The sequence below is a fragment of the Pseudarthrobacter sp. MDT1-22 genome (assembly GCF_054511035.1).
Genome location: NZ_JBTNDK010000049.1, coordinates 1 through 13,784, shown reverse-complemented (window position 1 = coordinate 13,784; position 13,784 = coordinate 1). Strand labels below are relative to the sequence as shown.

12 protein-coding genes and 1 pseudogene are annotated in these 13,784 nt (G+C 58.4%); 10 read left to right on the top strand and 3 right to left on the bottom strand.

The window, feature by feature from the left end:
* The 5 genes from ACX80M_RS20345 to ACX80M_RS20325 form a co-directional block, all read left to right on the top strand.
* Positions 1–238: LGFP repeat-containing protein (locus ACX80M_RS20345; RefSeq protein ID WP_459310303.1), on the top strand; the 238-nt coding region annotated here is incomplete at its 5' end.
* Positions 239–448: 210 nt separating this feature from the next.
* The gene (locus ACX80M_RS20340; RefSeq protein ID WP_459310302.1) at positions 449–1,573 is read left to right on the top strand and encodes a glycosyltransferase family 4 protein; all 1,125 of its coding nucleotides are present in this window, start codon (positions 449–451) and stop codon (positions 1,571–1,573) included.
* An 88-nt stretch (positions 1,574–1,661) separates the two neighbouring features.
* Positions 1,662–2,645 (top strand): GDP-mannose 4,6-dehydratase, encoded by a 984-nt coding sequence (locus ACX80M_RS20335; RefSeq protein ID WP_111909596.1) that lies wholly within the window; start codon positions 1,662–1,664, stop codon positions 2,643–2,645.
* Positions 2,642–3,664, top strand: a complete 1,023-nt coding sequence (locus ACX80M_RS20330) for a GDP-mannose 4,6-dehydratase (RefSeq protein ID WP_459310301.1) — start codon at positions 2,642–2,644, stop codon at positions 3,662–3,664. The genes ACX80M_RS20335 and ACX80M_RS20330 overlap by 4 nt, the downstream gene beginning before the upstream one ends.
* Positions 3,665–3,693: 29 nt before the next feature.
* Positions 3,694–5,004, top strand: coding sequence for a hypothetical protein (locus ACX80M_RS20325; RefSeq protein WP_459310300.1), 1,311 nt, complete (start codon positions 3,694–3,696; stop codon positions 5,002–5,004).
* A gap of 28 nt (positions 5,005–5,032) precedes the next feature.
* Here ACX80M_RS20325 and ACX80M_RS20320 read toward each other — a convergent pair whose 3' ends face one another.
* Together ACX80M_RS20320 and ACX80M_RS20315 are read right to left on the bottom strand one after the other, a co-directional pair.
* Positions 5,033–6,271: a glycosyltransferase family 4 protein gene (locus tag ACX80M_RS20320; protein ID WP_459310299.1), complete on the bottom strand. Its 1,239-nt coding sequence runs from the start codon at positions 6,269–6,271 to the stop codon at positions 5,033–5,035.
* The gene (locus ACX80M_RS20315) at positions 6,271–7,296 is read right to left on the bottom strand and encodes a polysaccharide biosynthesis protein (protein WP_459310298.1); all 1,026 of its coding nucleotides are present in this window, start codon (positions 7,294–7,296) and stop codon (positions 6,271–6,273) included. Before ACX80M_RS20315 ends, ACX80M_RS20320 begins: the two co-directional genes overlap by 1 nt.
* A 152-nt stretch (positions 7,297–7,448) precedes the next feature.
* Between ACX80M_RS20315 and ACX80M_RS20310 the strand changes: the two genes are divergently transcribed.
* From ACX80M_RS20310 to ACX80M_RS20290, 5 genes and pseudogenes are all read left to right on the top strand, one after another.
* Positions 7,449–8,189, top strand: a complete 741-nt coding sequence (locus ACX80M_RS20310) for a glycosyltransferase family 2 protein (protein ID WP_459310297.1) — start codon at positions 7,449–7,451, stop codon at positions 8,187–8,189.
* Positions 8,189–8,623, top strand: coding sequence for a DUF2304 domain-containing protein (locus ACX80M_RS20305; protein ID WP_459310296.1), 435 nt, complete (start codon positions 8,189–8,191; stop codon positions 8,621–8,623). Before ACX80M_RS20310 ends, ACX80M_RS20305 begins: the two co-directional genes overlap by 1 nt.
* Before the next feature lie 611 nt (positions 8,624–9,234).
* Positions 9,235–10,806, top strand: coding sequence for a hypothetical protein (locus ACX80M_RS20300; RefSeq protein WP_459310295.1), 1,572 nt, complete (start codon positions 9,235–9,237; stop codon positions 10,804–10,806).
* Positions 10,807–10,848: 42 nt separating this feature from the next.
* Complete coding sequence (locus tag ACX80M_RS20295; RefSeq protein WP_459310294.1) at positions 10,849–11,709, top strand: IS630 family transposase; 861 nt, start codon at positions 10,849–10,851, stop codon at positions 11,707–11,709.
* A 59-nt stretch (positions 11,710–11,768) separates the two neighbouring features.
* Positions 11,769–11,909: pseudogene (locus ACX80M_RS20290) on the top strand (IS481 family transposase); the annotation flags it as partial.
* Between the two features lie 147 nt (positions 11,910–12,056).
* Here the strand turns inward: ACX80M_RS20290 and ACX80M_RS20285 are convergent.
* The gene (locus ACX80M_RS20285; protein WP_459310304.1) at positions 12,057–13,676 is read right to left on the bottom strand and encodes a putative transposase; all 1,620 of its coding nucleotides are present in this window, start codon (positions 13,674–13,676) and stop codon (positions 12,057–12,059) included.
* Positions 13,677–13,784 lie beyond the last annotated feature (108 nt).

Here is a 13,784-nt window from a genome sequence, read left to right as displayed (position 1 = left end):
CCAATCACAAGGCTTCCAGAACGGCGCCATCTACTGGACAGCCTCCACCGGCGCACAAATCAGCCCCAACGGCCCAATCCGCAATGCCTGGGCAGCCCAGGGCTGGGAAACCGGCCTTCTCGGCTACCCCACCACCGGGGTATTTTCGATTGGGGGACAATCTACCGCGCAGAATTTCCAAGGCGGCAGAATCGATTGGTCGCCAACGACGGGAGCCAAAATCACTTCTGGACGATAATCGTCAAGGCTTCCGTAAGCTTCCCGCCGGACACCGACTGACCGCGAAATTCCCGATCGGTGAGTGATCAGGTGCCCTGCCTTGGCGGTTGATTGTTGTTCTACCTTCTGCATGAAACACGAGCGTCGACGAAGTGGACGTCGTCTCAATGGGACGCCCATGCACGGTTTCCCGAAGGCCTTGGTCGCTGCCCAACGGTAAGCTAGTCCAATGCGAGAAGAATCAACGACCAACGGTCCATCGGCTGAATCACGGCCCCTGAAGGTTGCCATTGCCATGCTCACGCTCGTTCCTGGTGGCATGGGCGGCGGGGAAACTTACGCCCGAGGGCTACTTCGCGGCCTTTCGTCCACTCAGGGCGTTGCAGCGACAACCTATGTAAGTCGTGTGGCAGCAGGTTTTTCCGGTGGAGTTCCCGAGGTTGTCTGCACGGAAGTATCAGGTGGAGCTTCGTCCAGCGACAGGATCCTCACGCTCCTAGCCGGGCTGACTAGGCGGAAATCGCTCGTGGCACGCATGGGCGGAAACGACGTCTTTCACGTTCCGTTTGCTGTAAATCTTCCGGTTCCACCCCGATCGATGCCCACCGTGCAGACGCTGTGCGATGTGCAGCACCGGGACCTTCCTCATTTGTTCAGCCGCGTTGAGCGGCTCTACCGGAGGCTCTTCTACGAACGTGCGGCACGTAAAGCCGATGCAATTGTGACAATCAGCCACTTCGCGAAGCAGACGATCGTTGAACACCTGAAGATTTCCCCGGAGAAGGTTTTCACTGCCCATCTGGCTGTCGATGTGGACCAGTTCACACCTAATCTCGGAACGCGTGAAGACTTCGTCTTCTATCCGGCACGCGGATGGGCGCACAAGAACCATGCCAACTTGTTCGACGCAATGCGATTACTCAGAACTGAACGGCCCGAATTGCGCTTGGTACTCACTGGCGGCGGCTTGGAGCATCTCACAGACGTCCCCGAGAACGTCGAAGTGAAGGGTCTGGTACCTTTCTCCGAATTGCTTGATCTCTACCGCAAGGCGAAATGCCTCGTCTTTCCAAGCTTGTACGAAGGCTTCGGATTGCCTCCGCTGGAAGCCATGGCATCTGGATGCCCAGTTGCCGCGTCGACAGCAGGGTCTTTGCCGGAAGTTTGCGGCGACGCTGCAGTCATGTTCGAGCCTAATTCGCCACGTGCGATTGCAGACGGAATAATAGATGCAATCGCCCGAACCAATGAACTTCAAACCAAGGGATTTCAACAGGTTAAGAAGTTCACGTGGGAAAACTGTGCAAAGGCCCACGAAGATGCCTACCGCTATGCTGCGAGCCAGCACACGTAGCCCGTTACCTACCTCCAATCCGCTGTTACAGGCTGAACACTATATAGTGGCTCTGCTTGACTCTTCGACCTAAAGGACAATATTCCCTATGCCTCGTGCGCTTATTACCGGCATCACCGGTCAGGACGGCCTTTACCTTGCAGAGCTGCTGCTTTCCAAGGGCTATGAAGTCTTTGGCCTGATCAGGGGCCAGAACAACCCCAAGTTTGAGCTCGTACAGCGAACAGTTCCTGGCGTGCAGCTGCTCACGGGGGACCTCACTGATGTTTCCTCGCTCGTGCGCGTGCTGGCAATTGCCCAACCTGACGAGATTTACAACCTTGGTGCGATTTCCTTCGTGGCCTACTCGTGGGAAAACGCATCCATGACATCGGATGTCACGGGCAAGGGAGTTTTAAACATCCTTGAGGCCACCAGGCTCTACGCTGGGGACGACCTGGGTAAAGTTCGCTTTTACCAGGCATCCTCCTCGGAGATGTTCGGCAAAGTCCAACAAGTCCCGCAGAGGGAGGAGACCTTGCTATGGCCGCGCTCCCCCTATGGCGTGGCGAAGGTCTTCGGTCACTACATGACCATCAACTACCGCGAGTCCTACGGAATGCACGCTTCAAGCGGAGTCCTGTTCAACCATGAGTCACCGCGCCGCGGCCCAGAGTTCGTTACGCGTAAGGTCTCTCAAGCTGTCGCCCGGATCAAGCTTGGGCTCCAGGATGAGATTGTGCTGGGTAACTTGGATGCCAAGCGCGACTGGGGCTTTGCCGGCGACTACGTCGAAGCTATGTGGCTGATGCTGCAGCAGCCCGAGGCGGACGACTACGTAATCTCCACGGGAGAGACCCACTCCATCGAGGAACTCCTAGTAGTAGCTTTCGAAGCCGCTGGACTCGATGATTGGCGCCGCTATGTTCGGCAGGATCCTAAGTTCATGCGGCCGGCTGAAGTGGATCTCCTCATTGGCGATTCGTCGAAGGCGCAGCGTGTTCTTGGATGGAAGCCCAAGGTCTCGTTCCATGAACTCGTAGCCATGATGGTCGAGAATGACCTGATGGAGCAGCGGCTGCTGGCAAAATGACGACGGCACCTGCGCGCGACCAGTACCAAGGTTCCCAGACAGCATTCATAACAGGAATTTCCGGGCAAGACGGGTCTTACCTTGCCGAGCACTTAGTCGGCGCTGGCTGGAGCGTGCATGGCATGATTCGGGATGGAGATGAAGCGCGGCAGGATCTTCCAGCCGTTGTGACGGTCCATAACGGAGACTTGACGGACGCGCGGCGGCTTTTCCAACTGATCGACGAAGTTCAACCGGACGCTGTCTTCAATCTTGGGGGTATGAGTTCGGTCGCTAGGTCTTGGCAGGAACCGTATGAAGCCGCCCTAGCCACGGGCGCCGCTTCGATTGCCTTGCTCGAAGGTGCTTGGCTGCTTCAACAGCGAACGGGCCGCGAAGTTCGGTATCTGCAGGCTTCTAGTGCTGAGATCTTTGGCAATGCTGCCGAAGTACCCCAAAATGAGTCCACCCCCATCAAGCCGGTTACGCCATATGGAGCGGCGAAGGCCTTCGCGCACCATGCTGTAGGGACCTACAGGTCACGGGGGCTGTTCGCCGCCTCAGCAATTCTCTATAACCACGAATCGCTACGCCGACCACCGACTTTCGTCACGCGCCGGATCACGCTCGGCGTGGCAGCCATCGCCTTGGGCCTGAAAGATAGCATTCGTTTAGGAAATCTAAACGCTGTTCGAGACTTCGGCTGGGCTCCAGATTATGTGGATGCCTTGACTCGTATAACGACCGCACAGCAGCCGGACGACTTCATAGTCGCTACTGGAGTGTCCCATAGTGTCAAGGAATTCGCGCAATGCGCCTTCGCTGCCGCGGGAATCCCCGACGGACTGTCGCGTGTGGACAATGATCCTAGGTTCCATCGGCCCGCTGAGGCCTTGGAGATGCGCGGCGACCCGAGCAAGATATCTGCAACTTTAGGCTGGACTGCCACGACTGATTTTCAACGTATTGTACAAATGATGGTGGATCACGACATCAGTATCGTCCGCCAGCATGGTCTCGCCGCGCTGCCAACGGACTAGAAAGTAATGCATCACGTGAAAGCCCCGAATTGACGGATATTTCCCAATCCTCCGAGTTTATTCCCGAACAGCCACCGACAGGCGGCGCGAGCATCTCAGCCAAGTCGGCCGCAGGCGTAGGTGGCGCCTCAGTCCTGGCGGCCGCCGCTGGCATCGTGATCCTCTTCATCACCAGTCACGCGTTGTCACCGGCCGACAATGCTGAGTTCCTGTCATTCTGGGCCGCAATCTTCTTTGTGTGCGGCGTTCTGGGCGGGATCCAAGCAGAGACAACAAGGGCGGTCGGCACCGCTCGGGCTACAGTCGGCTCGGATGCCCCCAAGGGCGCTCCCGTGCTCGCTTCCGGACTTGTTGTTGGCATGTGTTCTGCGCTGGTTATCCTTCTCCTCTCCCCCCTCCTGGGCAACTATCTTTTTCCCCGAGACACCACAGCAATCGTCGGGGTTTTGGTCGCCACGGCCATCCTATTCTCCTGCCACGCCACACTGGCAGGAGCTGCCCAGGGGAATGACCAGTGGTCTTTGTTTGCAGGAATGGTCTCCCTCGAGGCGCTATTGCGCTTGGCCGCGATTGCCGTTGCTGCCGCGACTGCCGCGCCACTTTTGGGACTCGAGCTGGCTTGTCTAGCTGCCCTCGCGGCATGGCTCGTGGTAGCGCTAGTCTCACCCGCTGGCCGAGATTCGCTCAGATCCCGAGCAGATGTCGGGCTTGGACGGCTCCTTCGGAACACCGGACATGCACTTCTCTCAGCAGCGTCTTCTGCCTCTCTAATCGTTGCCTTTCCGATCTTGCTGAAGCTCACGACTCCACAGGCGGACTATGGATTGTCCGCGCCAATCCTCTTGGCCATTTCGCTCACTCGAGCTCCGATCATGGTCCCACTTCAAGCATTTCAGGGCGTGGCGTTGACCGAGATCGTAAGAAATCCCCAAAACGGCTGGCGTGCGCTCAAGAAACCACTCGTAGCGCTCGTGGGTATTGGCGCTTTCGGCGCCCTCGCCGCATGGTTGGTTGGACCGCAGCTGATGCTCGTCTTCGGTCCCGATTACGAAGTGGAAGGGTGGGCCTTGGCCACACTGACACTTGCTGCCGTGCTCATGGCAGTTCTAACGTTGCTGGGCACCGTCGTCATCGGTTTGGGCAATCATCGTGCCTACTCAGCAGGTTGGCTGACCGCGACGGCGGTCGCTATTGGCCTTCTCCTGGTTCCTGCCAGCGTCGAGATCCGAAGCATATTGAGCTTGGGGCTGGGACCGCTCGCCGGTATTACCGTTCATGCAGTGGCAATTGCACTAATCGTTCGTAACCGACGCGAATCCGCAGACCAACCCGAAGACTGAGTCCCTCTGCCCCGTACGACGTCACACCCTAGTTCTGGCCCAAGACGAAATCTTTCAGCCTGCCGAGCACGATGCTTCGTTCAAGGTTGGCAAAGTGGTACGCCTTGCCCCGAGCGCCAAGCCCTTGGCGCTCCAGCTGCGTCATTCGGTATATGGTTCGGACATTATCGGCCAGCGCGTCGGAGTCGCCGGCAGGCCCAACGAGACCGCACTGAGCCTCATTTTCGACGAGATTACGAACCTCGCCATCCATAGCCAGGGCAAGCGGGCGGCCCGAAGCGATGTACGACATTACCTTCGCCGGTATGGTCGCTTCAAGCAACTCGCTTCGCACGAGGCAACCGACCAGTACGTCCGCCAGAGTGGTGTATTTGGGGATGTCGCCGACAGGATGGTGGCCTTCGAAGCTAAACACGCCTTCCAGTCCGCGTCGAGCGACTTCAAGTTCTACTTCGTTCCGACTCATGCCATCGCCGACGATCACCCACGTTATATCAGTAAGTCCCTCAGACTTAAGTTGCTCGGCCGCATCGATGATGGTATTGAAGGACTGCGCAGGGCTGATATTTCCGGTAAAGACGACTTTGAAGCCGTCACCTAAATGCTCGGCTAAACGCGAATCGTGAATTTCCTTTTCATAGAGGCTTTCACACGCTTGGGGTATGACAGTGATTCTGTCGTCAGAAAGACCGGTAATGCCCTTCATCTTGGAACGCATTTGTTCGGAAAGAACGACGATTTTGTCAGGCTGGCGATAATGCCAATGAGAAATCATTTCAGCTAGACGGCGAAACGTCTTATTCTGAACATTCAGAACTGAGAACAAGTTCTCAGGCCATAGGTCCAACACGTACATCGTTGATTCGATTCTTCGAATCTTCGACAGAATAATACCGGTTATTGACATCATCACCGGCGAAAGTTGATACAGGAAAATCCTGTCATACTTACCAAAAAGTAGTCGCGGCAGATGAAAAAGACTCCCTATAGGAAAGGAGACGTAATTTAAGAAAATGCGAAAGCTAGAGTTGTCGCCCCGAGGTATTTCCGGTGCGCGGAATATCTTGATTCCGTTGCGCTCTTGCCGAAACGGGCCGAGGAATGAGTAGCCCGGGTAGAACTCACCACGAGGATAGTTAGGAAGCCCACACAGTACCTCCACGTCAACTTTGTTTTCGACAAAGTAGTCACAGATGTCATTTATGCGAAAACCCTCTGGCCAGAAATGTTGGCCGACTACCAAAATCCTTGGTGCTTTCCGTCCCACTACGATGCCGACGGGACTGAGGGCAGCAGCGACTGTATGTAGTCAGTAGTCTTGATCTTCGCGATGATCTCATCAACTGTGAGCTGGTGAGTGTTATGCGATGTGTACTCCTCCAACGACTCACTGACGATGTCCCCAGAGTCGACAAACTTCTCATAGTTCAAGTCGCGCGTATCAGCGGGGACCCGGAAGTAGCCGCCCAAATCCTCGGACTTCGCCCGTTCTTCACGGGTAAGAAGGGTCTCATGGGCCTTTTCACCGTGTCGCGTACCGATGACGTTTACATCGACGTCGGAATTGAACAGGTGTTTCATCGCCATGGCTAGATCCCCCACTGTCGAGGCGTCCGCTTTTTGGACGAACAAGTCACCCTGGTTGGCGTTCTCGAATGCAAAAAGAACCAGATCGACTGCCTCGTCAAGGTTCATCAAAAAACGAGTCATGTGTGGGTCTGTAACAGTCAGGGGCTTTCCCTCGCGAATCTGATCGGCGAACAAGGGAATAACAGAACCTCGCGAAGCCATGACGTTTCCGTACCTCGTACACGAAATCAGCGTTTCTGCAGCATCGACGTTACGGGACTTGGCGATAACGACCTTTTCCATCATGGCCTTGGACGTGCCCATGGCATTGATCGGGTATGCAGCTTTGTCGGTGGAGAGACACACGACCTTTTTGACCCCTGCGTCAATTGCAGCGGTCAAAACGTTATCAGTCCCCAAGACGTTAGTTCGAACAGCTTCCATAGGGAAAAACTCGCATGAAGGCACCTGCTTAAGCGCCGCGGCGTGGAAAATGTAGTCCACTCCGCGCACCGCCTCGCGGACACTTTCAATGTTGCGTACATCACCTATATAGAATTTGAGTTTTTCGTTGCTGTACTGCTTGCGCATATCATCCTGCTTCTTCTCATCTCTTGAGAAGATTCGAATCTCACGTATATCAGTGTGCAGGAAGTGCTTCAGCACAGCGTTCCCGAACGAACCAGTGCCTCCGGTAATCAAAAGTGTTTTGTTCTTGAACAATTTTTCTCCTTGGTCAGCAGGTGGCTACGTCAACGAACAGGACTGCAACCGTTAGATGATATCAGCGAGTCCGTATATGGGCGCATGAACGGCCCCCGATCCACCTCGGAGCTGAATTCGGATTGCAAGTGTTTCGGCGTAGAATCTCAAGCATGCCTAGCCCAGAATCCCGCCGAGTTCTAGTGATCATGCCAGCTTGGAACGAAGGGACAACCGTCGGTGACACGATTGCCGAGGTCAACCGCCTCAACGAAGGATATGACGTCCTGGTAGTCGATGATGGTTCGAAGGACGCAACAGCGGCGGTGGCGGCAGCTGCCGGCGCCACTGTCCTCCGTCTCCCCTTCAACATGGGCGTCGGCGGGGCCATGCGGACCGGCTTTAAATATGCGGACCGGCGCGGCTACGACGCCGTCATCCAGGTGGATGCCGACGGCCAGCACGACCCTCGAGAAATTGCATCTGTTCTGGCAGGGCTGGATACAGCCGACATTTCCATCGGGGCACGCTTTGCAGCCAAAGGGGACTACAAGGTTTCAGGTCCGCGCCACTGGGCAATGGTGTTCCTTGCCGCCGTCATATCACGACTGGCACGGACCAAGCTCACGGACGTCACTTCAGGGTTCCGCGCGGGAAACAAGAGAGCCATCGCACAGTACCTCGACCACTATCCGGCCGAGTACCTCGGCGACACGATTGATTCCCTGGTAGTCGCAGTCAGGTCTGGCTGCAAGGTCACACAAATCCCGGTTGCGATGCGCCCCCGGCAAGGCGGAACCCCGAGTCACAATCCAGTGAAGGCGGCAATTTACCTGCTGCGATCCGTTTTCGCTCTGCTCTTCGCGGTGACCAGAAGCCGCTCCAAAATAGTTGTCCAGGAAGGTACGGTCTGATGGGGAACACGCTCGCTGCGTTTATTTTCGCCGCGGTCATGGTGGGGATAGTTCTGGAACTTGTGCGCCGGAAGACCTTTCGTGAGAAGTACGCCGCACTGTGGCTGATCATCGGTGCCAGCGCTTTGGTCCTGGCCGGATGGCCTGACCTCCTTGCCAGTGTTAGCAAGCTTGTTGGGATACAGGTTGCGTCGAATCTCCTATTCGCCCTGTGTATCATCCTGCTACTCGGAGTCTGTCTCCACCTATCTTGGGAACTCTCGGTGGTTGAAGACGAGAATCGAACGTTGGCCGAAGAAGTCGCAATCCTGCGCTCGTCGGTTGAGCGACTGGAGGCTGACTTCCAACGTATTCCACGTCATGTCCTGCTGACGGACGAACCAACACCCGTCGGAGGCGAGAGTCCACCTCCGCCCGGCCTTCCCGACGACTGAGTGCACCGGAGCGGGCGCCGGGCGGTGCCCCCTTTCGACGTAGAATTTGCGTTATCCAATTCTTTCACCATGGAACCCTGTCGCAAATGCCGGGCTGTGGGTAAACGAAGGTCGTGAACTTCGGGGGAAAGCCGGCTGACCACGACCACTAAGGAATCATGCTCAGCCCTGAAATTCACGCCAAAGACTCGACCTCAGCACTGAATATCTCCCCTCGCCGTCGGAGACAACCAACGATCCGCAATGGGGCAACCGTTCGGATATCTCTCTTGACGGCCGCGGCTGCTGGACTGGCGTTTGTTGCAGTCCTCATGATCCGGACCGCCGGAGGGTTAACAGGCTGGCGTTACGGACTCGCTCTCGGACTCGTGCTGATCCTGATCCCAACCTCGCGCAGCTTATCTCTTCGAATCGTTGTCGCAGTCGTCGGACTTGCTGGCACGGCCCCGATCATGTGGTGGGTCATGGGCCCCATCGCGGACTTGAACCGGGGTTCAGTGGTATTGGCTCTTGCGGCCGCGACCCTTACTGGCACTGCAACGTATTGGCTCCTCAAGCGGCTGCCACTTCGATCATTCCTCCCCCAGCTTCACACAGTCGACGGACTTCCTGTGCTCGCCGCGCTAGCTTCCCTATGGGCGGTGAAAAGCTTTCTTTCGGTCCGCTCATTTGAACAAGCGCTGCTCTTGCTCACACAGTCGTGGGATTTCGCGCCACACTTCAACATGTACAACATGATTCGCAACCATGGCGCGGTGATTGCGGTGCTCCCCGCAGCTCCCGACGGTGGACCCTGGTCTGCGGCAACTTATCCTCAGGGTTTTCACTCGTTAGTCGCCACACTTGCCGAAGTGGTAGCCGGTGGTCAAGCCGGCGACGCGGGGCAAGAAGTCGTACTTTTTTGCCGGCTCATCGGGATCGTCAGCGTTCTCGGCACACTACTAGTTGTCGCCGGCCTAACAGCATTGCCGGTATTTCGCCGGAATTTCTTTGTCACTCTGCCGCTGGTAGCCATCGTTGCTACAGCCTGGATTGTGGGTCCCGGCGCCATCCCGGTCTTCGGCGCCTTTCCAAATTTTGGCCTTGGGGTAGCACTTTCCGTTGCCTGCATTGCACTCGTTCAGCTGAGACGCGTCATTCACCCGGTTCTCGCATCATCGGTGCTGATCTTCGCCTTGATCGGCGTGGCCCACGGATGGATTCTCCTCCTCGTGCTCTGTCTCCCTAGTGTTGTAGTTTACGGCTGGCACCTTTTTCAGCACCGCATGCAACTCGGAAGGAGTCTGTGGGCCTTTCACGCGGTCTTGGCCTCGCTGGGAGGCGCGGCGCTTGTCGCCGCGGTCTGGCAAGTGCGCAGCATGTCAGCGGGCGAAGTCCTTACTACGAATGGGGGCATAGCGCTGGCTGACACGGGAGTGGCCGTCCTCTGCATCATCGCCAACGCCTTCGTGGCCTTGGCCTTTTATTCGCGCAGGAAAGTCGGATCGGTCGAGGCCCGGCACGGAACTCTCACCTCCTTGCATGTGCTCGCTACTCCCCTGTTCGCAGCCGCACTTCTAGCCGGTCTGGCCGTCTTCCAGTTCACCCACGCGGGAATCGTAACTTATTATTTCCACAAGTCATTCCTCGCTGTCGAGATTCTGGCCATCGTCTGCACCGTGATTGGCGCGGCGGAACTCTGGTCTCCGCTCCTCATCGCACGGAGTCGCAGGAAGGCCTTTGTCGCAGCATCGCTCCTGACAGCCCTGGGCGCCACACACTTCTTCGGTCTACCTTTTACTGCCCTGAGCCAGCAGGGCCTGAAACCTACCGCACACGGGTCCAGTGCCAATTTGCAGCAGGGCGCTCTACTTTCGGGCGCCATTCCGCCTTTGATCCCGAAAATGGTCCAAGTTTCACGTATTAAGCAGGAACGGACCTTTATCTACGTAGGCTTCAATGACTACTTTGATCCGCTGTTGGCAGCCCAGTGGTCGCTGACCTTGCAAGGCAAATGGACGAATAGAGTGGAGCCCGCAATTCCAATGGTCCGCCCCATGTACGAAGGCCCTTCGAAGGTCCCCAATGCTATCGCCGTCATCCTCGATGCAATGCCGGAACTGGACGTTGTGGTTGATCCGGGGCTCGTCCCCGAATTACGTGCCGCACTCCCCCAACATGCTTCCAGGATCCTCACATACTAGTGTCCTGCGCCTGAAATTCGCTTCGTAATTGTAGAATTGCGTATGGCGAACGTTGGACGGCCGAAGGCCCCTCTGGAACTGTCGGATGAAGAGCGGGAGACGCTGTCCCGGTGGGCGCGGAGGGCGAAGTCGTCCCAGTCGCTGGCCACGCGCTCGAGGATCGTGCTGGGCAGCGCCGAAGGCCTGAGCAACGTGGAGGTGGGCGCCCGGTGCGGAGTCGAACCTCATACCGTGGCGAAGTGGCGGCGCCGCTTCCTGGAGCGCCGGCTGGACGGGCTGGTCGATGATCCCAGGCCCGGCCGACCTGCCAGCATCACCAGTGATCAGGTCGAGGATGTCGTGGTTGCGACGCTGGAATCGACACCGAAGAACGCGACGCACTGGTCGCGGGCGAAGATGGCTCAGCGGTCGGGTCTGTCGAAGTCAACGATCGGGCGGATCTGGAAGGCGTTCGAGCTCAAGCCCCACCGCGCAGACGGGTTCAAGCTCTCCAACGACCCCTTGTTCGTGGAGAAGGTCTACGACGTCGTGGGACTCTACCTGAACCCGCCCGAATCCGCCGTGGTGCTCAGTGTGGATGAGAAATCGCAGGTCCAGGCGCTGGCCCGGTCCCAGCCGGCCTTCCCCATGATGCCAGGGATGCCGGAGAAGCGGACCCACGACTACGTCCGGCATGGGACCACGACCCTGTTCGCGGCCCTGAACACCGCGGACGGGTCCGTGATCTCCGGCCTGCACCGCAAGCACCGGGCCATCGAGTTCAGGAAGTTCCTGGCCAAGATCGACAGTCAGGTCCCCGAGGGCCTGGACGTGCACCTGATCTGCGACAACTACCAGACCCATAAGACACCCGTTGTGAAGACATGGCTGCAGAACCACCCACGGTTCCATATGCATTTNTGACACTTCCCCTGGTGCTAACCGGTTTGGGTGGAGGCCCGTGCGATGGCAAAGAATGACAGGTGAACAAGAATGCGCCTGTCAACGCCCGTATCCGCCTCGCGATCGCCCAGTGGCCCGATGACGCACCGCGAGGTGCCGTCACCACGTTCTGCGCCGAGCACGGCATCACTCGCAAGACGTTCTATGCGATCCTGGCCAGGGTGTGTGTGATCGACTATCTGTAGGCCGTTTCAGCCAGGAATTTGAGCCAAGTTGGTGGCTCGTTTCAGGCCAAAAGAGCGGTAAGAATCAGGCCAGTTTTTCCCGAAATCATGGTTTCGGGGGCTCAGGACTCTGGACATGGCGATTTAGTTTTTGAGTGATGTTTCTTTGTTTTTGATCTCGAAACGCAGGATCCGGTCGGTGCCGGGGTAGCGGGTTTCGGTGGCGGTGAGATGGTCGCAGAGCTCCCCGATCGCGGTGGTTGCCCGTTGGGTGGGGAGCGGGTCGAGGCGGATGGTGAGGTATCCGTCCATGCGGGGGTCGATGTCGCCGCTGCCGGTGAGGGCCTGCCGGATCAGGGCATGGGCTTCGTCGTCACCGCGGGCGTAGCCGGTGTTGGTCCGGATTTCCCTCGCCAGTGTTGATGCGGTGTTGAACGCGGCCATCCGGATCGCATGGCTGAGGAGTTTCGTTTCGGTCTCCAGGACCTGCTGGTCCGGGGCGATCTCGCCGAGCGGGACCCGGGCCGGGATCTCCCGGTGCGCTTCCTGTGCGGCCTCGAGAGCGGTTTCAGCGCTGAGCAGGTCCGCGGTGATCTTGTTGTGCATGGTGTTGGTGATCAGGACCGTGGTCGTTCCCGGCGGCGGCGTCCGGGCGGCGAGCATCGCCGCATCGGTCTCGGCCAGGGTCTTCTCGTACCGGGTTTTCGCGGCGAGGACCCGCTGGTAGGCGCTGCGTTTGGCCGGGTTCGGTACCGACCGTTCCGGGTCGTCATCACTGGATGTGTAGGCGTCGTGGGAATCCAGGGCGAAGCGGATCCTGGCGTAGCGGAAGTAGTTTTCCTGCCGCCACCTGGCGCCCATACGGTAGATGATTTCCCCGGCGGGCATCTCGGTGTTCGTGGTGAGGATATGGATCTGCCGGGACCCGCCGCCGGTGGTGCTGACCCGGCGGCTGAGTTGGCGCATCGGAAAGACTTCCCCGGTGGTGCCGATGGGGACCTCGACGTGAGTGTCGGCCGCTTCCCAGGTCCGGGTTTGTCCGTGTTCGTCGGTGTGGGCGACCTCGGCAAAGTGGGAGGGCCCGATGTCCTCGGTGGTGCCTTTGCGCCAGGTCAGCACATCAAAACCTCCTGAGCTCATGTGTTGGAAGAGGGCCGGGGACCAGCCTCCCCGGTCGAAACCGACCAGCACCCTCCGGTCATCCCCGATGATGGCGCGCAGGGCCGGCAGGAGCCGGCGCAGTTCCCCGGTCAGCGCGGCCCCGGGTTCGGCCATGACGACCAGGACCGGGGCGCCGGCGGCGTCGGCGACCCAGGTCTCCTCGGTTGCAGGGACCGGGAACTTCAACCTCGTGGAGTGGACCTTCCCGATCTTCCTCGTGCCCTGGTAGGCACGGACGTGCCCGTCCACGTAGAGCACAGCGGCCAGGCCCTCACCGTTACTCTTACCTTCTGCGCCGGGGTGGAGGTGTCTGGCAGCCATCGCGGTGAGCAGTTCCCCGGCCTTGCCGGTGCCGGCCAATGCCCCGATTTTGCGGCGGAGGGTTTTCACTTCCGGGGCCCGGTCCAGGCCCAGCACCCTTCCCAAAGCGACCGGGTCGATCCGGGCGAGCCCCTCGGCGCGTGGTTCCCCGGCCAGGGCCTGGAACACGGCGCCGGTCAGGATGGTCTCCAGACCGTAGAACCCGTTCGGTAACGCCCCGAAGACATCCTTCGCGCACTCCAAAAGTCCGGTGTTCTCCAGGGCGGGCAGGGCCAGGAACAGCCCGGCTGAGGTGTACTACTGATGTGAGACACAGTTTGAAAGGATTGTGCCCATGTCTGCTCGACCAACCTATTCCGATGAGTTCAAGGCTGATGCCGTTGCGCTGGT